This is a genomic window from Arthrobacter sp. Y3225209, from assembly GCF_059090685.1.
The window spans coordinates 1-20,862 of record NZ_JBNHFW010000011.1 but is presented as its reverse complement, the minus strand read 5'-3'; the positions used below and the strand labels follow the sequence as shown (position 1 = coordinate 20,862).

The window sequence follows — 20,862 nt, the reverse complement described above, 5'->3', positions numbered from 1 at the left end:
AGGCATGGAATCGCCGCCGAAAACCAGAGGCAGGGACTCCTGGTCCTTGCCGGTAGCGTTCAGGGTCGTCGGGAAACGTAAGAACGATAAAACGGTGGGTAACCGGCGGCTCGCGTGAGCCGGCGGCTACCCACCGTTCCCGTCACCTGCAGGTGACGGAAACTAGGCGCCGCCGCCTGCGGAGAAGATGTCCTGGGAGATCTTCTGGAGCTGGGTGCGGAGCTCTTCGAGCTCCTGGCGGGCTTTGTCCAGGGCGGCCTTGGTTTCCGGCCACGTGGATCCGCGGAACTGGGCAGCCAGCGGGCCGTCCCAGGTATTCGGATCAGACAGGATCTTGCCCTGCGCATCCAATGCCGAGATCTGGTCGGTGAAACCGCCGTTAATGATGGACTGCACCTGGTTGATAGCAGACTTCGCCTGCTCGGTGGACAACACGCGTGACATGGAATTCCCCCTCTAATGACATTTACCCGCCGAGCGCTTAATGCCGGCGACCGGTCGTGGGAGAACTTACCAACACAGGCCAATTAAGCCAATGACTTACCCAAAACTACTTGTAAATTCCAGACCCGACACCTGTTTTAGGCCCTAAAAACAAGAGATCAGATTCCCGGGCCTGAGACGCAAGTAATGACCCGTAAGCACAGCAGAGGCGCCCCACCAGCCGGTGAGGCGCCTCTGCTGACTAGGCAGGTTTAGATGGTGGCCGTGTCAATGACGAAGCGGTAGCGCACGTCGGATTTCAGCACGCGCTCGTACGCGGTATTGATGTCCTTGGCCTCGATCAGCTCCACCTCGGGGGCGATGCCGTGCTCGGCGCAGAAGTCCAGCATTTCCTGGGTCTCCCCAATGCTGCCGATGCCTGAGGCAGCGTAGGATCGCCGGTTGCCCATCAGGGCGAACACGGAGATCGGCAGCGCCTCGGGCGGGGCTCCGACGCTGACCATGGTGCCGTCCAGGCGCAGCAGGGAGAGGTACTGCTGCAGGTCGATCGGTGCACTCACCGTGTTGATGATCAGGTCGAACGTGTTGGCCAGCTTCTCGAAGGTGCTCTCGTCACGGGTGGCGTAGTAGTCCTTCGCACCGAAGCGGAGCCCGTCCTCCTGCTTGCTGAGGGTCTGGGACAGGACGGTTACCTCCGCTCCCATGGCGACGGCGATCTTCACTCCCATGTGGCCTAGTCCGCCCATGCCGACGACGGCGACGCGCTTGCCCGGTCCCGCGTTCCAGTGGGCGAGCGGCGAGTAGGTGGTGATGCCGGCGCAGAGCAGCGGGGCGGCGGCCTCGTAGGAGATGCTTTCCGGGACGCGGAGCACAAAGTCGTCATTGACCACTACCGAGGTGGCGTAGCCGCCCTGGGTGATGGTGCCGTCCACGTCCTTGCTGGCGTAGGTGCCGATGTTGCCGTTGAGGCAGTAGTTCTCCATGCCGGCCTTGCAGTTCTCACACTCGCGGCAGGAGTTGACCATGCAGCCTACGCCCACGCGGTCGCCGACCTGGTGCTTGGTGACCTCGGAGCCGATTTCGGCGACGGTGCCGACGATTTCGTGGCCCACCACCTGCGGGTAGGCAATGGGGCCCCATTCGCCGCGGACGGTGTGGATGTCGGAGTGGCAGATGCCTGCATAGGCAATGTCGATCAGCACGTCATGCGGGCCGACTTCGCGGCGTTCAATGGTGGTGGGAACCAGCGGATCCGTGGCGGAAGTGGCGGCGTAGGCGCGTGCGGTGGTCATACTTCTCCAAACTGTGGGGGAATCAGTGCCGTAGGGCACTTAGAGCACAAGGCGGATCCGGCGTCGTTTATTTCCCGGGCACCTTACCGACGCTCCCGCGGGCGACGGCGGACAGGCCTCTGCCATCCCGTACCCGGTAGGCCAGGCCGATGCCGGCACAGACCAGATATGCGGCCCCGATGCACAGCCAGCCCGCCAGGAAACCGCCGGAGGCTTCCAGCAGCACACCCATCGCGAGCGGCCCCAGCGCGAACCCGGTGTACATGCCCAGCGACACGGCGCCGGAGGCGGCTCCGACCCGTTCTTTGGGTACCTCCCGCAGCACCCCGGCCATCACCACCACGTTCACGCCCAGCACTGAGGCCCCGTGGAACACGACGCCGGCCCATAGCCATCCCTGTGCGCCGGTTTGGCCAGCCACCAGCAACAGCACTGCGCCGCAGACGGCGCCTGCGGCCAGAAGCAGCAGCAGGGTGGAGGCACGGACGCCGGCGGCCATCCGCCGGCCCCAGAGCACCCGCGAGGCCACGCCGACCACGCCGGCCGCGGCTGCGGTGGCGCCGCCCATCAGCAGAGTGAATCCGATCTCCCGCTGGGCGAACAGGGGCAGATAAACATTCGTGGCCTGCATCCCCGCCCCGGAAAACAGGGCGAAGGCTGCCAGCAGCCAGACCGGGGCGGGGAACCTCCGGTTGGTGGGCGCCGTCGGCGTCGTCGTTCTACGCCGTGGTTCAGCGGGCAGCCGGTGCCACGCGTAGGCCAGCAGCAAGCCCAGGACCAGCGCTGCCCCGACGGCGGCGCCTCGCCATCCCGCGATGAGTGCGGCAGCCGGGAAGAACAGGCTGGAGAAGAGCTGGCTGGCCTGCACGCCGGACTGCTTGATGCCCATCCAGCCCGGGCGTTTGCCGGGTTCCACGTCATGGCTGATGATCCGGTTGGTGGTGGGGTTGGAAATGGCCTGGGCCGGGCCGGAGAGCAGGACGGCGGCCAGCAGCCACAGGTAATTCCCGGACACCGCCATCAGTCCCAGGGCGAGGGCGGTTCCGCCGAAGATGATCAGCAGCTGGGTGCGGGAACTGATCCGGTCGCTGAGCCGGCCCAGGGACATCGAGGACAGGGCGGCTCCGGCGAAGCAGGTGGCGGCGAGCAGGCCGAACTGCGCTTCGCTGATGCCCAGGTCCGCCATGATGAGGGTGCTGGTGGCGGAGATGCCGTAGTTCATCATTGGTCCGGCACCCATGGCGCACACCAGGACAAACAGCAGGCCGGGGCCGGTGGCAGAACGCAAGCTTTTCCCTTCGGGCAGTGGCGGAAACGGATGGTCCCGCCTAAGCGACCAAAAACCACCGTACCGTTATCGGCAGTAGCCCGGTGTCCCCCTATGTCCGTGGCCCGGCCCGGATAGCATTGAAGGCGCCCGGCCGGCGGCGCCCATACTTCACACTGCAAGGAATCCGATCCCGTTGAATCGAAAATCACTCAAAGAGCACGGATTCACCGGCTTCCGGCCGCTTGGAGACCTGGATACCAACCGGATTCCACAGCGGCAGGGGATCTTCGCCGTGCTGCGCCCTCCGGGGATGGAACCGCGGTTCCTGGCCAAAAGCACGGCCGGGATCTTCAAGAAGAAGAATCCTTCCCTGTCCCAGGCAGACCTCGCCGCCGAGTGGGTGGATGACGCGGACGTCCTGTTTCTTGGCAAGGCCGGGGCGGGCAGCAAGGGCAACCGGGGGCTGCGGCGCCAGATCTCCGAATTTGTGGACTTCGGCCGGGGCAAGCCGCCGGGCCACTGGGACGGCCGGCTGATCTGGCAGCTGGCGGACGCGGAAAGCCTTCTCGTGGCCTGGAAGGAGCTGCCGCCGGAAGAGCTCACCCCTGCCCTGGCGGAGTATCAGGCGGAGTTTATCCGGCAATACGGCCGGCTCCCCTTCGCCAATCTCGTCCAGACCCGCGCGGCCTAGGACCCTGACGGGTTACCGCAGCACTGCCCGGTTTCCCCCTGCGGCAGCGCTGAGGCTCTTGCTGAACAGCACATACTCGCCGTCCTGGCCCGTGGCTTCATAACCCGCAGCCCGGTACAGCAGATGGGCCTGGTTGCCTGGGTACACGCCGATTTCCAGCACGCGGGCTCCGCTTGAGCCGGCGTCCTGCTCAAACGCCTCCAGGAGGAGCCTGCCGAGGCCTTGGCGACGAAGGCCGGCGAGGACACTGATCGAGACCAGAGTGGCTTTGTCGCCGTCGAGGCTCCCCATCACATACCCAAGAGGACGACCATCTGCATCAGGGCAGACGAACGTATGGGGAAGGCAATCGATCCACAGTTCCAGGTTCTGGTCGAGAACTGTCAGCCACCCCAGGAGCGCATGCGGCTCGATGGTTTCCATGTATTCGCGCTCCTGGCGCAGGATGAAGGGCAGGTCGCTTACTTCAGCGCGCCGGACGCGTGTTGGCATAGTCATGGAGCGAAGCATGCCACATACGTCGGTGTTCGCCGCGCAAGTCCGGCGCGGCCGAGCCCGCCCTCACGGCCGGTGCGGCCGTGAGGGGAAAGCCGCTAGCGGACCGGGTAGCCGGCGTCGCGGATGGCCTGCTTCACCTGGTGGATCGCGTCATCCGGGCCGAAGTGGAACACCGAGGCGGCCAGGACGGCGTCGGCCCCGGCGATCACGGCGGCCGGGAAATGCTCCGGCTTACCGGCTCCGCCGGAGGCGATGAGCGGCACGTCCACGGCGGCGCGGACCGCCCGAATCATTTCGATGTCGAAGCCCTCGCGGGTGCCGTCGGCGTCGATGGAGTTCAGCAGGATCTCCCCCACACCGCGGTCGGCGGCCTCCTTCGCCCAGGCGACGGCGTCGATTCCGGTTCCCGTGCGCCCGCCGTGGGTGGTGACCTCGAAGCCCGACGGCGTGGCGCCGTCGTGCGTGCGCCGTGCGTCCACGGACAGCACCAGCACCTGCGAGCCGAAGTGCCGGGTGATCTCATCAATCACGTCCGGCCGGGCGACGGCGGCGGTGTTGATGGAGGCCTTGTCCGCGCCATAGCGCAGCAGCTTATCCACGTCCGCAATGGAGCGGACTCCGCCGCCGACGGTCAGTGGAATAAAGACCTCTTCGGCGGTGCGCGCGACGACGTCGAAGGTGGTGTCCCGGTTGCCCGAGGACGCGGTGACGTCGAGGAAGGTCAGCTCGTCAGCCCCGGCCTTGTCATACCGGTGCGCGAGTTCCACCGGGTCACCGGCGTCGCGCAGGCCTTCGAAGTTGATGCCCTTGACCACGCGGCCGGCGTCGACGTCCAGGCAGGGGATGACGCGGATGGCAACACTCATGGTGCGTCTCCCCTAGATCCGGCAGGCGTGGATGGTGCTGACGAGGATGGCGCGGGCGCCGATGTCGTACAGCTCGTCCATGATCCGGTTGGTGTCCGTGCGCTTGACCATGGAGCGGACGGCCACCCAGTCGGTGTCGCGCAGCGGGGAAACGGTGGGCGATTCCAGGCCCGGGGTGCGTGCGGCGGCTTCCTCCAGCAGGTCGCGGCGCACGTCGTAATCCATCATCACGTACTGGCGTGCCACCAGGACGCCGCGCAGGCGGCGGATCAGCACGTCCAGGCCGGCCGGGTGTTCCGCGTTCCTGCGTCCAATCAGCACGGCTTCGGACTTCAGGATCGGCTCGCCGAAGATTTCCATGCCGGCGGCGCGCAGGGTGGTGCCGGTTTCGACGACGTCGGCGATCGCGTCCGCGACGCCGAGGCGTACGGAGGATTCCACGGCGCCGTCGAGCCGCACCACGGAGGCGCTGATGCCGCGTTCGGCCAGGTAGGCGCGCAGCAGGCCGTCGTAGCTGGTGGCCACGCGCTTGCCTTCGAGCTGCTCGATGGAGCTGAAGTCCCCCACCGGGCCGGCGAAGCGGAACGTGGAGGCACCAAAGCCGAGGCTCATCAGTTCCTCCGCGTCCACCTGCGCGTCCAGGAACAGGTCGCGGCCGGTGAGGCCGACGTCGAGCGTGCCGGCACCGACGTACACGGCAATGTCGCGGGGGCGGAGGAAGAAGAACTCAACCCCGTTATCGGGGTCCACCATGACCAGTTCGCGGGAGTCGCGGCGCTGGCGGTAGCCCGCCTCGTTGAGCATGGCGGAGGCGGATTCGGACAGGGCACCCTTGTTGGGTACGGCTACACGGAGCATGGGAAGCATCTTTCGCTGGAAGTTCGTTTTACTGAGAAGGTTCGACCGGCGGGCCACACACTGACGCAAGGTCAGCGCGCGGCTAGAGATGCTTGTAAACGTCCTGCAGAGTCAGGCCTTTGGCGAGCATCAGGACCTGGAGGTGGTACAGCAGCTGGGAGATTTCTTCGGCGCATTCGGCATCAGATTCGTATTCGGCGGCCATCCAGACTTCGGCGGCCTCCTCAACAACCTTCTTACCGATGCCATGCACGCCCGACTCGAATTCGGTCACGGTGCGTGACCCGGCGGGGCGGTCCTGAACTTTCTGGCTCAGCTCGGCAAAGAGGTCTTCGAAGGTTTTCACATGCTCAAGGGTACGCTGTGGCGCGGTCTGTGACGGAATCGGGGGTGTGGGGCGTGACGGGTCGCTGGTGCTTGGGAGGGTGCATAGGTCTTTCGTCGGCCGAGAACTTATTGCGCACATAGTTACACAGAGGGTTTGGCTCCCTGCTCATAGCCCTAACCCCGACGAAATCATCGTCCCGGAACCCTGGTTTATACAGAGTGACGCAGGCCCACTGCGCCGCCATCTCGCGCGAGGCGGTGAAGTTTGTAGGAGCCTTATTTAGTCATGGCTTATTGCCGAGGTAGGACTTCAAAGATGAGCATCCGCAACAAAACCACGAGCATTCGCCAGCACTACCTTTCCCGCACACTTCCTGGGCGCTTCTCGAAGGACCCAAATCGAAAGAACGGGCTCGTTGGACATTTCGATATAGCTAATGGAAGACAGGTCGGTAACCGACCTACTAAGTCCTTTGGATATGAACCCTCCTTCATTGGGTAGGACGGTGACCTCATGGAAGAACTTCGGGGCACAGTTGAGTCGCCAATGAGGGCGGCGTTCGTAGCCTTATCCGCAGTCAGCTCCGAGACTCTAGAAGCACGGCGTACACAAGCTAAGGACTCCGCCGCCTTGCACTTCGATAGAAGTCTGGAATCAGAGGAGATCCAACGGAACTCACTCAACGATATCGATGCGCAGACCCAGGTATAGGGAGCTACACGAGCGATTAGCCAGCATGACGTTTGGTCTCGACCTGTCCGGGCAGCAACAGTCCTCGGCGATCATCCAAAGCTTGGAGGACTCACATTGCCGAAGGCCGATGTTGCTCACCAAAGAGGCCTATACTCCAAGAAATACGAAGTCGGCGACGCCCATGCTTTCTACGAGGGTTAGTAGAAAAACATCGTTTGTGGCCACGAAGTGGGGGACCTACGTGACTCTGGTAGCGAATGAAGAACAAAGAGATGCTCTCACCATGTTTTCGTTTGATGAAATCGTGCATGAGATCGCCCGTAAACGAGAGTCCGCACGCCAAGGCACCGAGAGTTGGGATCGTCTTCACGCTGTTGCATCCGAACTTGCTGGTTCTTCTGGGGGCAAGGCAAACTGGCTGAACCCCAGTAAGACGTGGGGACTCGAACGGATTTCCATCACAAGTTATCGTGGAATCTTGAATGAAAATCCGTTGGAGCTCTTCTTCGATCCAACACCAGGAATAACGGTCTTGCATGGGCTGAACGGCGCAGGTAAATCAAGCATTAGTGACGCGATAGAGGTCGCGCTTGGCGGATCCATACCTGCCACGACTGGCGGGAGGGCTGGTAAGACTGCTCTCTGGGAACCGGTACATCTCGCCATGGGATCATCATCGGCTCGTGTTGAGGTGACGCTTACAACCGGTGAAGAGCGCTTGGTAGTTGCGACAGTTCTGGATGAATCAGGACAGGTTGAGTCTCACATAGCATCCCTCGAAAATCTGAACGGCTCGGAGAGCGTAGAACTGGGATCGGACTGGCATCAAGCGCTAGCCAGTCATCAACCCGTCTTCGCCTATGCTTCGCTTGAGCGTCGAGTTCAGCTGAGCAAAGACCTAGCGACTTATTTCGAAGGCTTATTGGCCTTAGGGGGAAGCTTCAACGCCCTTCAAGAAACGATCACTTTAAGAGGGAACGCGTCCTCCGAGGCACTGGGCCGGTGGCGCAGCTCACGGGACGAAGCCATGCGTGCTCTTGCTCAGGTAGACAATGAGCGAAGCGACACAACCAACCTGATGCCTCTTGCTCCGGTGCCGGTACCAGCAGTGGGTGATTCTAAGGATAAATGGATGCAGGATTCAGACCTGCTTGAGCAAGGCCAAAATTCTGAGTCTTTGCCTGCTGACAGTCTGAACCAACTTGTGAACGCAGCCATGAATGTTCAGATCAGCATCCAGAGTTTCGAGGAATCCGGCACCATTGCAGAGCAATTTCTCGCGGCAACCTTGGAACAATTACACGACGAAGCGGAGAGTCGTCATCTCGATAACGGCAAATGCCCAGTGTGTGCAGCTACAGGTTCAGCCTGGCTGGCGACACTGGCCGAAACCGTGATGCGGAACCAGAAACTGAAGTCCCTCAGGGAAAAGGTCGCCACCGATACGAAAGCTCTTGCGGCCCTTGCAGACCAGCTGATGACTCCGATCCTCGAGGTCGGCGTTCAGGCCGCCATTTCTGATCCCATCAGAACTTTGAGTTCCGAGGGACAGACGATGTTGAACAAGTTCGGCGCTGCCCGTGAGGCCGGATTAGCCACGCAGCATTCGGTCTTAACTGCAACGGCAGAATTAGCGACATGGCTGTGCTCCGAAGGAGCGGAGACATTGGTGAACGAGGCGGTGGCACGGACTGACGCGACCAAGCAGTGGCGTATTGCCCGAGCACGAGCGGTCGAAAGATTCGCCATAGTCTGGGACATAGATGGCGACTCAGCTGCTGAGTCAGCCATGTGGACAGCAGCTTCTGGTCGAGTCGACGAATTGCGAAAAGAATTGCGCAAAAGGCGGACTGACTCCCTGGAAGGAAAAGCCGGTTTGCGCGTAATGGAACTACTCGCAGATGCCCAGCTTAGACTGAAGAAAATCAGTGTCCTTGCGACCAAGGCATCGATGGAACTCGTCGATCAGAACGACAATCCTGTCGAACTCGGCATGTTGAGCGCAGGACAGAGAAACGCTGTCTTGTTAGCCCCCCTGCTTGCATCGGCGGACGGCGGGCCGTTTGGATTCCTCGTCCTCGACGACCCAGTACACGCCTTCGACGAACTGAGAATTGATAGGCTAGCCAGCGCGCTGGCCAAACTCGCTGAAACCCGTCGCGTTATTGTTCTGACGCATGACGACCGCCTCAAGGAACATCTCGCTGCCAGAGTGCATCACTGCGACACTCGGTTGGTGGATCGCTCGGGTGCCACAGGTCAAGTTGAAGTCACCGACAGCAGCCACTTCTGGGATCAATTGCTTATTGATGCGCGCACGGTTCTGGACCTTGCACTCCAGGAAACCGGATCCACGAGGGATGTCACCGACTCAATTCGCGGCCTATGCCGAATGAGTATCGATAACGCGCTCAGAGCTTTCGTTCTTCGAAATGCTGTTGTATTCGGTAGAAACGCCGAGGAGGACCTTGCCGAGCTTGACAAGGCATATAAAACTAAAGATCGCTTGGCGGTCGCGGCAACCTTTTGGCAGGGGACAACTCACGCCTCCACGAACCCAGTGACACGCGCCGCACGAAAATGCGAAGCGTATCTTTTGTCTTGGAATCAATCGATTCATGGAAATTTACAGTCGAGCGACTCCACAATAGAGGACATCCGTGCGGCGCGTAATGCTTGTAAGACATTGGCCAATGCGTCATGACGGCCGGCGAGGTCACGAATGATTCCGGAACGCGATTAACCGTCATGAAACTTCGCCTACGGTTGGAGCATATTGCAGTGCGTGCGGTCACGGATTCTTTCCCGGGTCAATTGGTTGACGTTGGCCAGACCGATATAAGCAAGCGAATGGCGTTCGTACTCGTTGCGTACGAGTCACGCGCGACGCCTTCGGAACTGCTCGGGCTCGTACGCCTTGCGCGTCACATCTATCGGCGGACCTCAGACGTTCTCCATGGAAGGTCAAGCATGGTTAATCTACCTGCAGTGCTCCTTTCCGAGTGGGAGACCATCGTCACCCGTCTTGAGGCCATAGCTGGCACAGAAGTTCAAACTGCCGAAGCGCGGAACTTGACGGGTTGAAGTCACGGAGAACGGTGGGACAAGCAAACTGAGATGCCTCAATTTTTCGTCGGGAGGGATCGTTGTGCACCCCCGCTCGAAGCGGAGCCCCGCACGCGGTTCAGCACCGGAACCCTAGAACCTAGAACGGAGACACCGTACTGATCCTGACTTCGATGAGGCTGGGACGGTCTGAGGCCAGAGCCTTGGCGACCTGCTCACGGAGTTCGCCCTCCAACTCACCCAGCCCTGCGCCGTCTCGACCGTCCGCTCCCCCAGGTGTTCCTCTCCCGGCACCCAATCGTCGTAGGGAATGGACACATACACCGGTCCGGCCGGTCCCAGGACCGCGGTATGGATGGCCTGCCCCATGGTGCGGACGACGTCGCGGGCCGACGCCGGTTCGGCACTGAACTTCACCAGCGGACGCGGCAGGGACACGGCGTCGGCGTCGGCGAGCATACCTCCTGGCCGATGGTGTACCGGACCTGCTGGCCGGCGATGATCACCAGCGGCGTGTGCGCGTGCCAGGCATTGGTCAGGGCACCCATGGCATTGTCGGACCCCGACGCCGCATGCAGGTTCACGAGTGCGGGACTGGGCGTTGCCCAGGCATAGCCGTCCGATTCCAGAGACGCATGGGCGCCATGGTGAGGTGCGACGGCGAGGTCCGGCATCGGGGCGCCGGGACGGTACCGCTCCCGAATTACCCGGCGTGAGATGCTCAGGTCCATGACCACACCCACCCGCCTGCGACCGGCCGAAGCAGCTGATCTCCCTTTTATCTTCCGCGGGGAACTCGTACATGGAGACCATCGAGCTGGAAGAGCTCCAGGGGTGGATGTCCGCTATCGCCGTGAACCTTGCATTCTGGATCGAGTGCCTTCCGCACACGCTGTTCTGCATCGACGACGACGGGCGGCCGCTCGGGTATGCCATGCGGACCCACGATGGTGACAGTGCAACCCTCGTTTCGATCCATGTTCTCGGCGGCCGCCGCCGCCACGGGCTCGGACGTCTCCTGCTGAATGCGTTTGAACAGAGAGCAGGCCAAAGCGGGGCCCGCATCGCGAAGCTCGGCGTGCATAGAAACAACCACGTCCGGATGCTCTAGAGGGTGCGGCCTACGCAACCACGGGGCAGGAAGGCGAGTACGTGCTATTTAGCAAGGCGATCTAGAGAAATCAACCCCCTGCGGAACCACCTCCCGCCGGGACATGTTCCCGACACCGCGTCGATATAATGTCCCCGGGACAAATCCCTTGTCCGCAGAACACCGTGAAGGATCAAAAATGTACGTAGTGGTCAACACCCTGGAAGTCGGGCCGGAAACGGCCGAAGCCTTTGAGAAGGCCTTCATCGACAGCATGGCCAATCTGGAAGGCGTCCCCGGCCTGGGCCGCAGCACCCTCATGCGTCCGGAGGGAAAGAGCAACACGTACCTCTCCACAATGGAGTTCGACTCCAAGGAAGATTTCTTTGCGTGGCTGAAGTCGGATTCCTTCAAGGCTTCGCACTCCGATGACCAGGCACCCGGCATGCAGGCACCCAACACGGTTGCCTCCTACACGGTCATCAAGGACACCGCCGCCTAGCAAAACGCACCAAGCGCCCGCACCCTGAAGCGACCGCCGGATACCCGCCGGTCCGAAAGACGAAACCCCGGAAGACCCTCATGAGCAAGCATGCAGCAACACCCGAACGTCCCGAACCGACGCCCATCCCCCATCCGGACCGGACCCTCACCGTGTGGGAGGACGGTGTCGAGCTGACCTTCACGTTCGCTGACTGCATGAAGTACCACGGACCGGGTTTCCCCGGCGGTGTGGCGCATGCCTTCGCCGCGCTCGGCCGGGCGCTGCCGGTGCTGGCGGCAAGTAGTGCCGGCGGCCGGGTTGAGCGCCGCGATATCACCGTGCGTACCCCGTTCGGCGGCCCCGGAGCCCGGGATACCTTCGAGCTGGTCACACGGGCAGTCACCGAAAACCGCTACAACGTGCTTCCCGAACTGGCGCGCACCGAGCGCGGCAACACACTGGCCCGCTACGTCTTTGAGCTCAGCACCGGGGATGCCACGGTGACCTGCGTGCTCCGGAATGACGGCATCGTCGCGGACGAGTTCATCGAGCTGACGGGCAAACCGGATAAGACGGCCGCCGAGCTGGCCCATCTGGAGGTCCTGAAGCTCCAGATGCGCGATCGCATTCTCGAGCGCGATCCGGCCGCCGTCTACGACGTCGAGTAGTTCCGGCAGCAGCACGCGGAACTCTCGCCGGCGGGCCGGTGTACCGACGCCCGGGGTTGAGGAGGACGGCGACGCCGAGCCGGGCGGCCGCCCGCCGCTGGCACATCAGCGCCGCACACGTAGTGCGCACGTAGCCGGTACTTATGTCTGGCGCCGCCGGAAGCTGTCTACTGGAAGCCGATACCGCCGCCAGGTGACGGTATCCGTCCAGGAGAAGGCCTCAACATGCCGCATGTGATCCATCCCGTCCAGTCCGGAGACCCGCGGGCGCCCCGGCACCCTCGGCGCACCGAACGGATGACCCGTTGAAGATAGCGCTGATCACTGAAGGCACGTATCCCCTAGCAACCGGCGGCGTCAGCACCTGGTGTGACCAGCTGGTAACCGGCATGCCGGAGCACGAGTTTCACCTGGTGGCGCTGACCGGGGGCGACGCCGGTCGGCCCATTTGGAAACTGCCGCCAAATGTACGGTCAGTCAGCCTGGTCCCGGTATGGGGGCCTGCCGTGTCACCGCTGCGGCACGGCAACCGGCGCCGGTACGCGCTCGAAGCCGTCCAATATGAACTCACCCGTCTCTGGGACGCCGCGCTGGGGTCCGATACGGCGGACCCGGTGGGGAGGACCGAAAACGCCCTCCGGCATCTGGTGGACATCAGCAACAGGGTAGGACTGGCCCGTGCCCTGGCCACCCGCGGATCGGTGGAGCCCATTCTCACCGCCTGGACGCGGCATCTGGTCAGCACCGGCGAAGAGCCCATGTCCGTCGCGGACGCGGTGATGACCGCCAGTATTGTGGACCGCGCGCTGGCCCTCGTAGACCGCCGGCTGTCCGGAATGGACGTCATCCACGCCTCCAGCAACGGACCGTCGTCACTGATCGCTCTGTCCCAGTCCTGGCGGCACGGCACCCCCATACTGCTCACCGAACACGGGGTATATCTGCGTGAGCGGTACCTGGCGCTCTACGGCGCCGATTTCTCCTGGCCGGTACGGCGGGCAGTGACGGCGTTCCTGCGCCGCCTGTGCCAGGTGGCGGTCACCAGCGCGCACATGGTGCTGCCGGTGAACCGGTTCAACGCACGCTGGGAGCGGCGCCTCGGGGCCCGCCCGGAACGTATCCACACCATCACCAACGGCGTGGACCCGGCGAAGTTCGAGCCCGTCACCACGGAGCCCGAACTCCCCACCATCAGCTTTGTGGGACGGATAGATCCGCTAAAGGACCTGGGGACCCTCATCTCCGCCTTTGCCTTGGTGCGCCAGCGGATACCCAACGCGCAGCTGCGCATCTTCGGCCCCACCCCGGCCGAGAACGTGGGCTACCGTGCCGGTCTGATACGCCAGACGGAAACGCTCGGGATTACCGACGCCGTGCATTGGGAAGGCCTGACTAAGGGCAGCCGCCCCGCCATCGCCGCCGGCCACGTGGTGGCACTGTCCAGTGTTTCCGAGGGGCTGCCGTTCACCCTGATCGAGGCCATGATGTGCGGGCGTGCCACGGTTAATACAGACGTCGGCGGTGTGGCCGAATGCCTCGATGACGAGCACACGGCGGGCATGCTCGTGGACGCCAGGGATGCTGCGGCATTCGCAGACGCCTGCATCACGCTGCTGACGGACCCCAAACTGCGGGCCGCCATGGGAGCGGCCGCACGACGTCGTGCCCTCGCCGAGTTCACGCTGGAACGCTGCCTCGCCCGTTACCGCAAGGCCTATGCCGCCGCCAGGGACCGGGTCCTCTTTGAACATCCCGGTCCGCTGCCCGCCACCGCGCCGTTCAGCGTGGACAAAGCCGCGTTGGGACTCTCGGTATGAGCGCCGACAGCGTTACCCTGCCCGCCTCCGGCAACCCCCTGCCGAATTTTGACGAAAACGGCATTTCCTATGACGCCGTGGATACGTTTGAAATTACGGCACGACTGGAGGCATCCGGGCTCAGCGACCGCCTGGTCCGTCAGCGCCACGGTGCTGCCGACGTTTTCGCCTATGCGCAGACGATGGTGCAGGTCCGCGGCGCCACCCGGGTTCCCCACGGTCCCCGGGGCTGGCTCGGCAAGGGCGCCCTGATGGAAGCCGCGCGGCGGGCCATCATCCTGATCCTCGGTGCTGTCCTTGGCGGCCTCACCGCCACCATGCTGGCGGCCAACACGCGCGAAATCCTGATAGCCGGTATCGGCGCCTGGGTGATCGGCCAGTCAGTGTCCGGAATTGTCTGGGCCTACGCGGGCGCGGGACAGCTCAAACGCGGCATTGCCCGCGGAACCGCAGCCACGCTGCTGGTGACCGCGGTCCTGGCCTGTTATCTGGTGGTTTCCCTCCTGCTGCCCGGCCACGACGGCTCCGCGGCTGCACTGCTCATGGCCTGGTGCTGGTACTCCTGCATTGTGTCCATGCTCGTGATTCTTGGCCGGTCCCGTTTCCTACTGGCCGTCCTGGCCGTCGGGACGGGCGTCGTCACCTTGCAGATCCTGCTCGGTTACCGTGGGGCTCCCCTTATCGTGGCGATCGTGGCCGTAGCAGTGATCGTGTCCGTGACCGCGCTCTTCATCGCCCAGCAGCGCACCATTAAGGAACGGCGGGTGCTGAACAGCGGTGACTGGAAAGCCGCCATCCCGCCGGCAGCCCAGGCCGGCTTCCTGGCCGCCGCGCTATCGATGGCCCTGACCCGGCTGCCGGCCTGGGAGGGCACGGCGCTGGTCGCAGCCACCGTGGTCGCCGCTGCGGCAACAGACCCGGCACTTGTCCTGATGCGCCAACGCCTCCAGTGGTCCTCCCAGCGCACTCCCCTGCTGCGGCATGCCGCCCGGAACGCCTGGCTGCTGACCATGGCCATATCCGCTGCGATCGTGGTGATTTCCGCCGTGGTATCCGCTCTGGTTGTCCTTTTCCTGGTGGAGGAAAACCGGGTGGCCACCACAATCATTGTTGCCGCCACCTTCAGCTCCCTGGCCACCACCTCCACTACCCTCAACGCTTTCGGCCTGCCGCGCGGTGCAGTGGGCTTTGCCGCGGCGGCATCACTCTCGGCAGCGGTTTGGATTGTGGTGGGCAACCTTGCCGGGCTTCTGGTGGCCCTGGGATTCCTGGCCATCGGCCTCACCGTCCTGCTCACACGCGTCGCCGATCCGCGGACGTACGCATGAGGGTGTCCCGGCCGTGAGGAGGTCCGGGCAGTGAGGAAGTCCCGGCTGTGAAGGCTCGCCTGACGGCACCGCCCATGACCCCGCCCAGGCTGGCGATCCCCTGGTATGTCCACCCCGCAGCCGCGCCGCAGGACTGGGCATGGCTCGCCGCGCAGGAGGTGTCCTTTGCCGTGCTCAACGTCCACAATGGCCCCGGCGGGGATGAGGATCCCTACTATCCGCAGGCCGTGGCCCGGCTGCGCCGCATCCGCCTGCTCGGCTACGTCACCCTGGCTTACGGACACCGGCGCACCGCGGAGGTCATCCGCGAAATCCGGGCATGGCAGCGTCTCTACCACGTGGACGGCATAATGTTCGATGAAGTCCCCTCCACCACCGGGACCGTGCGCCGCTGCCGGCAATACGCAGGTGCGGCCCGGGACGCCGGGGTGTCCCTGCTCGCTGCCAACCCGGGAGTGTTTCCCTCGCCTGCTCATCTGGAACTTTTTGATGTCACCTCGGTCTTCGAGGGAACCGCCGAGGCCTACGCCGGCTTCCGGCACCCCGCCTGGGCGCGCCGGGTACCCCCGGCACGGTTGTGGCACCTCGTCCACACCGGCGCCCCGGGACAACTGCCTGCTCTCCGGCTGGCAGCCGCCCGCCACGGTGCCGGCCATCTTTTCGCTACTGACCGGCACCTGCCCAATCCGTGGCTCGGCCCGCCCACTGCGGTATCGGACCAGCTGGCGGCCGGCCACCCGGCGGACCGGTGAAGGCGCGCCTTCCGGCAGCTGCCGCACTGCTGCTGCTTCTGGCCGGGTGTGCAACGGCCGACGGCGGCGGGTCCCCGGCCGCCCACACGGCGGGCACTGGCGCCGGTGCCCCTTCCCCGCCGTCGCCCGGCGGCGCGCCGTCGTCGGGCAGCAACTGGGCGCCGTCACCCGGCGGCAGCTGGCAGTGGCAGCTCTCCGGCCCCCTGGACCTGGACGTGGCCGCCGACAGCTTTGACGTCGACTACGAAACCACCACGGCGGCCGACGTCGACACCCTGCACCGGGCCGGAAGCGGCGTCATCTGCTACCTTTCCGCAGGATCCTGGGAGGAATACCGCGGCGACGCCGGCCAGTTCCCGGATTCCGTCCTTGGCACCGTCCTCGACGGCTGGCCGGATGAACGCTGGCTGGACATCCGCCGGATGGACATCCTGCTGCCCATCATGGCGGACCGGATGGACACGTGTGTGGCCAAGGGGTTCGATGCGGTGGAACCGGACAACGTGGACGGCTACGTCAATGAATCCGGTTTCCCGCTGACCGCAGAGGACCAGCTGGCCTACAACCGTGCCGTGGCCGCACTCGCCCGGGACCGCGGCCTGTCCGTTGCGCTGAAGAATGACCTGGATCAGATTCCGGAGCTTGTGGAGCACTTTGATTTCGCGATTAATGAGGAGTGCGTCCGGTACAGCGAATGCGACAGCTATGCACCCTTCACCGAGGCGGGCAAGGCAGTGCTGCATGTCGAATACGAGGGCACGCTGGACTTCTGCTCCGAGTCCGCGCGGCTCGGGTTGTCTTCCATGCTCAAGCCGCTGGACCTTGGAGCCGCCCGGGTTCTCTGCTGAGCCGGGTTCTCTGCTGAGCCGGGTTCTCTGCTGACCGGAGCTGCCTGCTGAGCTGGGCGGCCTGCTGACCGGGGGCCCGCTGGCGAACGGCAGCACCTGAAGAAAGGGACCCGATATGCCGGACACCGCACCCGCGCCGGTTCCAGGCGGAAACACCCGGCTTCTCGCCGTCGCCATCCTCGCCTCCTTTATCGCCTTTCTGGACGGCTCCATCGTTACCGTGGCGCTGCCTGCAATCGGCACGGAACTCGGCGGCGGGCTGGCGACCCAGCAATGGACCGTCAACGCATATCTGCTCACTCTCGGAGCCCTGATCCTGCTCGCGGGCTCCCTTTCGGACATGTTCGGCCGCCTGCGGGTCCTGCGCCTCGGTCTCCTGGGTTTCGGCGCCGCATCCCTGGCCTGCGCCCTGGCCTGGAGTCCGGAGGTTCTGATCATTGCCCGGGCCCTTCAGGGAATGGCGGGCGCTCTGCTTGTGCCCGGCTCCCTGGCGCTTATTACGACGGCGTACCGGGACGAGGCGCGCGGACGCGCCGTCGGGCAGTGGACGGCCTGGACCGGGACGGCGGCGATCATCGGCCCGCTGCTGGGCGGCGTGCTGGTGGACTGGGCCAGCTGGCGGTGGATCTTCGCGGTGAATGTGCTGCCCGTGGCGGTGACCCTCCTGCTCAGCGCGGGCCTCCGGGACCGCGGCACGCTGCGCCGCATGTCCCTGGACATTCCGGGGGCGGCGCTGGCCGTCGCGGGGCTTGCCGGTTCCGTTTACGCGCTCATTGAACAGGAGCGCCGCGGCTGGGGCCACCCCGGCGTCGTCGTGCCCCTGGTCGGTGGCGTTGCGGCGCTGGTGTTCTTCTTCCTGCGCGAGGCACGCACTCCGGCTCCCATGATGCCGTTGTCCCTGTTCCGGGCGCGGAACTTCCGCTACGGCAATCTGGTCACCGCGGCGGCCTACGCGGGAATTTCGCTGGGGTCCTTTGCCGTGACCGTGTTTGTACAGGAGGCCGCCGGGTACAGCGCCATTGAGGCCGGTTTCATTTCGCTGCCGCTGCCTGTGGCCATGCTGCTGTTCTCCACGTATTTCGGCAGGATGTCCGGCCGGTACGGGCCTCAGGCTTTTATGGCCGCCGGTCCGGCGATCTGCGGGACCGGCTTCCTGCTGCTGCTGACCGTTCAGCCGCCGGTGGACCTGGTCACCGAACTGCTTCCCGGGTTGCTGCTTTTCGGGTTCGGGCTCAGTGTTATCGTCGCTCCGCTGACCACTGCCGTCCTCGGCGCCCTGCGCGAAGAGGAGGCGGGGATCGGTTCGGCAGTGAACAACGCCGTCTCCCGGGTGGCCGGGCTGATTGCGGTGGCGCTGGTGGGGACGGTGTCCGGCGGTGCGCTGGGGTATCCCGGTTTCCGGCAGACGGCACTGACGGCGGCGGGGCTGTTTTTTGCGGCTGCCCTGATAGCGGTGCTGGGCATGCGCAATCCGAACGCGGACCGGGCTGTCGGGTAAGCCGTGCAGGCGGCATCCTGCGTACGTACGTGGGGCATGCCAGTGGCAGGGCCGGTGCGGCGCGCGGTGCCGGGAATGACACTGCTGCGGTAGGCTCCGGGCATGCCGCTGATCAGCCGTTGTATCGAACTTGGGCCTGGTATCGAACCTGGGCCTGACCGCGTTGTGCTGGAATGGTCCATGCCGGCTCCGCCCGCCCGGGTCTGGTGGGGCCTCACCGATTCCGAGGCATTGCCTCATTGGTTGGGCACGTTATCCTCCGGCCGCTTCGCAGCCGGCGATGTGGTGATCATCAGGCACGCCGAGGACTACTCGAGCACCAGCAAAGTCCTCACCTGCGAGCCGGGCAGCATACTGTCCATGACGTGGGAATTTCCGGACGAGCCGTTGTCCCACCTTCGGATCTCCCTCGCGGCCGACGGCGACGGGACGCACCTGGAATTGGCACACGACGGTCTGGGCGCCGAAGCCGGCGGCTACCTTCCCGGATGGCATACCCACCTGTTGTATCTTGAAGGCCTGTTGACTAACCGGCCTCGAGATCCGGCCTCATTCTGGTCCACGTATGCCGGCTTGGACGCCGACTCCGCCGGGTAGCCGCCACGGGGTAGCTGGGTAGCCGCCACGGGGTAGCTGGCTTGTAGCTGGCGGACCGGACTGTCGGGTAAGTTGTACAGGCGGGCCCCCGCGTGTCACAGACCACGGCGAACTCAGAACCGACCAGATGGTCTATTACGGTGAAGGCATGACCCTTCAGTCCCCTGCCCCCTCACCGGCCGGACCCCGTGAATGGGCGTCCCTCGGTGTCCTTACGCTTGCGGTCATGCTGCTGGCGGTAGATGGCACCGTCCTGGCCCTGGCCGTGCCGTCGCTGAGCGCATCGCTCGAACCCACATCGACCCAGCTGCTCTGGATCGGCGACATCTATTCCTTCGCGCTGGCAGGCCTGCTGGTCACCATGGGTAACGTTGCCGACCGTATCGGCCGCAAGAAACTGCTCCTTATCGGCTCGGCGGGTTTCGGCATCGCGTCAGCGATTGCCGCATTTGCCCCATCCCCCGAAGTGCTGATCGCAGCCCGGGCCCTGTTGGGCGTCAGCGGTGCCACCATTATGCCGTCCACCCTGTCCATCATCCGGCACGTCTTCACCATCCCGGCTCAGCGCACCCGCGCCATTGCCGTGTGGTCCGTCGGAGCCGGCGGCGGTGCCGCCCTGGGACCGCTGGTGGGCGGCATCCTGCTGGAGAACTTCTGGTGGGGATCGGTGTTCCTCATCAACATCCCGGTTATGCTCCTTTTGCTGATCAGCGGCGCCGTTTTGCTGCCGGAGTCGCGTAACCCGCGTCCGGGTAAGTTGGATCTGCTTTCCGCGCTGCTCTCCATCGCATCGATTGTTGCCGTTGTCTACGCGGTCAAACACACGTTCAGCAGCGGGGTCGACGCCATCGGCTTCGCGGCATTGGTTCTGGGCCTCCTGACCGGGTGGGTATTCATCCGCCGGCAGCGGCTCTCCAGCAACCCGATGCTGGACATTGAACTGTTCCGCCTGCCTGCGTTCCGCGGCGCCGTCGTCGCCAACGGGCTGTCCATCTTTGCCCTCAGTGGCCTGCTCTTTTTCTTTTCCCAGTACCTGCAGCTGGTGCGTGGTTATGGTCCGCTGAAGGCCGGGCTTGCCGAGCTGCCCGTCACTATCGCCATGATGGCGGTGGTGTTTGTCATTGGGTTCGCTGTGACCCGGTTCGGCGTCGGGCGCTCAGTGGGCGGCGGTCTGCTTCTGGGAGCTGCGGGCCTTGTTTTGCTTGCCGGTGCGGAGGAACTTGGCGGCTACCTCGGGATTGCTGTTGCGCTGGTCGTGACCGGGCTGGGTATTGGTCTGGCGATGACGCTGTCAACAGATGCGGTAGTCGCTTCGGCTCCGAGGGAACGTGCGGGAGCGGCGTCCTCCATCTCGGAAACCGCGTACGAGCTTGGTGTCGCCCTGGGAATCGCTGTCCTCGGATCCGTCCTGAGCGCCCTGTACCGTACGAATCTTCCAGCCATGTCGGAGCTCGACGCCGGCACACGCGCTGCGGTGACAGATTCTCTGGCCTCCGGGCTGCAGGTGCTCGACGACGGCGCCACACAGCTGATTGCGGACGCCCAGAATGCTTTCACGGATGCCGTGCAGGTGACATCCCTGATTGCCGCACTCATCCTGGCAGTTGCCGGCATCATCGCCTGGCGGGTAATTCCCGTCCGGCTGGAAACCAACGACGGTTCCCACAGTGGGGGTGCGGGCGTGAACGACGGCGGGGGCAACGGCGGGAGCGCGGGCGTGAACGACGGTGGCAGCGACGGCGGGAACGACGGCACGGGCGCGGGCGCGAACGAC

Annotated in this window: 21 protein-coding genes; 12 read left to right on the top strand and 9 right to left on the bottom strand. The window is 64.3% G+C overall.

All coding sequences use genetic code 11. The features are described from left to right. Window positions 1-162: 162 nt before the first annotated feature. The 3 genes from AC5RVB_RS07975 to AC5RVB_RS07965 form a co-directional block, all read right to left on the bottom strand. Complete coding sequence (locus AC5RVB_RS07975; protein WP_227902099.1) at window positions 163-444, bottom strand: pyrophosphorylase; 282 nt, start codon at window positions 442-444, stop codon at window positions 163-165. A gap of 251 nt (window positions 445-695) precedes the next feature. Next, complete coding sequence (locus AC5RVB_RS07970) at window positions 696-1,736, bottom strand: NAD(P)-dependent alcohol dehydrogenase (RefSeq protein WP_494142427.1); 1,041 nt, start codon at window positions 1,734-1,736, stop codon at window positions 696-698. Window positions 1,737-1,803: 67 nt separating this feature from the next. Then, on the bottom strand, window positions 1,804-3,024 hold the full coding sequence (locus AC5RVB_RS07965) for an MFS transporter (RefSeq protein WP_494142426.1): 1,221 nt from the start codon (window positions 3,022-3,024) through the stop codon (window positions 1,804-1,806). Between the two features lie 169 nt (window positions 3,025-3,193). On the opposite strand from AC5RVB_RS07965, the gene AC5RVB_RS07960 reads away from it, so the two are divergent. Continuing rightward, a complete protein-coding gene (locus tag AC5RVB_RS07960; protein WP_290245296.1) occupies window positions 3,194-3,697 on the top strand; it encodes a hypothetical protein in 504 nt (167 codons plus the stop codon). A gap of 12 nt (window positions 3,698-3,709) precedes the next feature. Here the strand turns inward: AC5RVB_RS07960 and AC5RVB_RS07955 are convergent, their stop codons facing one another. The 4 genes from AC5RVB_RS07955 to AC5RVB_RS07940 form a co-directional block, all read right to left on the bottom strand. Next, window positions 3,710-4,195, bottom strand: coding sequence for a GNAT family N-acetyltransferase (locus tag AC5RVB_RS07955; RefSeq protein WP_494142425.1), 486 nt, complete (start codon window positions 4,193-4,195; stop codon window positions 3,710-3,712). Between the two features lie 95 nt (window positions 4,196-4,290). After that, on the bottom strand, window positions 4,291-5,061 hold the full coding sequence (hisF, locus tag AC5RVB_RS07950; RefSeq protein WP_227927931.1) for an imidazole glycerol phosphate synthase subunit HisF: 771 nt from the start codon (window positions 5,059-5,061) through the stop codon (window positions 4,291-4,293). A gap of 12 nt (window positions 5,062-5,073) precedes the next feature. Next, complete coding sequence (gene hisG / locus AC5RVB_RS07945; RefSeq protein WP_494142424.1) at window positions 5,074-5,919, bottom strand: ATP phosphoribosyltransferase; 846 nt, start codon at window positions 5,917-5,919, stop codon at window positions 5,074-5,076. Between the two features lie 82 nt (window positions 5,920-6,001). Continuing rightward, window positions 6,002-6,265 (bottom strand): phosphoribosyl-ATP diphosphatase, encoded by a 264-nt coding sequence (locus AC5RVB_RS07940; protein ID WP_227902106.1) that lies wholly within the window; start codon window positions 6,263-6,265, stop codon window positions 6,002-6,004. 916 nt (window positions 6,266-7,181) lie between these two features. On the opposite strand from AC5RVB_RS07940, the gene AC5RVB_RS07935 reads away from it, so the two are divergent. Beyond that, window positions 7,182-9,644, top strand: a complete 2,463-nt coding sequence (locus AC5RVB_RS07935; RefSeq protein ID WP_494142423.1) for an AAA family ATPase — start codon at window positions 7,182-7,184, stop codon at window positions 9,642-9,644. A 494-nt stretch (window positions 9,645-10,138) separates the two neighbouring features. Here the strand turns inward: AC5RVB_RS07935 and AC5RVB_RS07930 are convergent, their stop codons facing one another. Further along, window positions 10,139-10,465, bottom strand: a complete 327-nt coding sequence (locus AC5RVB_RS07930) for a hypothetical protein (protein WP_494142422.1) — start codon at window positions 10,463-10,465, stop codon at window positions 10,139-10,141. After that, window positions 10,420-10,737: a thiamine pyrophosphate-binding protein gene (locus AC5RVB_RS07925; RefSeq protein ID WP_494142421.1), complete on the bottom strand. Its 318-nt coding sequence runs from the start codon at window positions 10,735-10,737 to the stop codon at window positions 10,420-10,422. Before AC5RVB_RS07925 ends, AC5RVB_RS07930 begins: the two co-directional genes overlap by 46 nt. Before the next feature lie 71 nt (window positions 10,738-10,808). Between AC5RVB_RS07925 and AC5RVB_RS07920 the strand changes: the two genes are divergently transcribed. The 10 genes from AC5RVB_RS07920 to AC5RVB_RS07875 all read left to right on the top strand — a co-directional run. Beyond that, window positions 10,809-11,117, top strand: coding sequence for a GNAT family N-acetyltransferase (locus tag AC5RVB_RS07920; protein WP_494142420.1), 309 nt, complete (start codon window positions 10,809-10,811; stop codon window positions 11,115-11,117). A 178-nt stretch (window positions 11,118-11,295) separates the two neighbouring features. Further along, window positions 11,296-11,598, top strand: a complete 303-nt coding sequence (locus tag AC5RVB_RS07915; RefSeq protein ID WP_227902108.1) for an antibiotic biosynthesis monooxygenase family protein — start codon at window positions 11,296-11,298, stop codon at window positions 11,596-11,598. Window positions 11,599-11,678: 80 nt separating this feature from the next. Further along, window positions 11,679-12,248: a hypothetical protein gene (locus AC5RVB_RS07910; protein ID WP_494142419.1), complete on the top strand. Its 570-nt coding sequence runs from the start codon at window positions 11,679-11,681 to the stop codon at window positions 12,246-12,248. A gap of 305 nt (window positions 12,249-12,553) precedes the next feature. Beyond that, window positions 12,554-14,065, top strand: a complete 1,512-nt coding sequence (gene pelF / locus AC5RVB_RS07905; protein ID WP_494142418.1) for a GT4 family glycosyltransferase PelF — start codon at window positions 12,554-12,556, stop codon at window positions 14,063-14,065. Beyond that, window positions 14,062-15,393 (top strand): hypothetical protein, encoded by a 1,332-nt coding sequence (locus tag AC5RVB_RS07900; protein WP_494142417.1) that lies wholly within the window; start codon window positions 14,062-14,064, stop codon window positions 15,391-15,393. Before pelF ends, AC5RVB_RS07900 begins: the two co-directional genes overlap by 4 nt. 47 nt (window positions 15,394-15,440) lie before the next feature. Continuing rightward, the gene (locus AC5RVB_RS07895) at window positions 15,441-16,145 is read left to right on the top strand and encodes a spherulation-specific family 4 protein (protein WP_494142416.1); all 705 of its coding nucleotides are present in this window, start codon (window positions 15,441-15,443) and stop codon (window positions 16,143-16,145) included. Beyond that, the gene (locus tag AC5RVB_RS07890; protein ID WP_494142415.1) at window positions 16,142-16,993 is read left to right on the top strand and encodes an endo alpha-1,4 polygalactosaminidase; all 852 of its coding nucleotides are present in this window, start codon (window positions 16,142-16,144) and stop codon (window positions 16,991-16,993) included. Before AC5RVB_RS07895 ends, AC5RVB_RS07890 begins: the two co-directional genes overlap by 4 nt. 115 nt (window positions 16,994-17,108) lie before the next feature. Beyond that, window positions 17,109-18,491 carry an MFS transporter gene (locus AC5RVB_RS07885; protein ID WP_494142414.1) on the top strand — a complete coding sequence of 461 codons (1,383 nt, stop codon included), beginning with the start codon at window positions 17,109-17,111 and terminating at the stop codon, window positions 18,489-18,491. Between the two features lie 180 nt (window positions 18,492-18,671). Beyond that, entirely contained in the window at window positions 18,672-19,088 is a 417-nt protein-coding gene (locus tag AC5RVB_RS07880; protein WP_227902115.1) for an SRPBCC domain-containing protein, read from the top strand. A 148-nt stretch (window positions 19,089-19,236) separates the two neighbouring features. Continuing rightward, the coding region (locus AC5RVB_RS07875; RefSeq protein WP_494142413.1) for an MFS transporter at window positions 19,237-20,862 on the top strand (1,626 nt) is incomplete at its 3' end.

Coding starts and splice junctions, on each gene's coding strand:
- AC5RVB_RS07975 (WP_227902099.1), bottom strand. CDS start 444: ATGTCACGCGTGTTGTCCACCGAGCAGGCGAAGTCTGCTATCAACCAG.
- AC5RVB_RS07970 (WP_494142427.1), bottom strand. CDS start 1,736: ATGACCACCGCACGCGCCTACGCCGCCACTTCCGCCACGGATCCGCTG.
- AC5RVB_RS07955 (WP_494142425.1), bottom strand. CDS start 4,195: ATGACTATGCCAACACGCGTCCGGCGCGCTGAAGTAAGCGACCTGCCC.
- hisF (WP_227927931.1), bottom strand. CDS start 5,061: ATGAGTGTTGCCATCCGCGTCATCCCCTGCCTGGACGTCGACGCCGGC.
- hisG (WP_494142424.1), bottom strand. CDS start 5,919: ATGCTCCGTGTAGCCGTACCCAACAAGGGTGCCCTGTCCGAATCCGCC.
- AC5RVB_RS07930 (WP_494142422.1), bottom strand. CDS start 10,465: ATGCTCGCCGACGCCGACGCCGTGTCCCTGCCGCGTCCGCTGGTGAAG.
- AC5RVB_RS07925 (WP_494142421.1), bottom strand. CDS start 10,737: ATGGACCTGAGCATCTCACGCCGGGTAATTCGGGAGCGGTACCGTCCC.
- AC5RVB_RS07920 (WP_494142420.1), top strand. CDS start 10,809: ATGGAGACCATCGAGCTGGAAGAGCTCCAGGGGTGGATGTCCGCTATC.
- AC5RVB_RS07915 (WP_227902108.1), top strand. CDS start 11,296: ATGTACGTAGTGGTCAACACCCTGGAAGTCGGGCCGGAAACGGCCGAA.
- AC5RVB_RS07910 (WP_494142419.1), top strand. CDS start 11,679: ATGAGCAAGCATGCAGCAACACCCGAACGTCCCGAACCGACGCCCATC.
- AC5RVB_RS07900 (WP_494142417.1), top strand. CDS start 14,062: ATGAGCGCCGACAGCGTTACCCTGCCCGCCTCCGGCAACCCCCTGCCG.
- AC5RVB_RS07885 (WP_494142414.1), top strand. CDS start 17,109: ATGCCGGACACCGCACCCGCGCCGGTTCCAGGCGGAAACACCCGGCTT.
- AC5RVB_RS07880 (WP_227902115.1), top strand. CDS start 18,672: ATGCCGGCTCCGCCCGCCCGGGTCTGGTGGGGCCTCACCGATTCCGAG.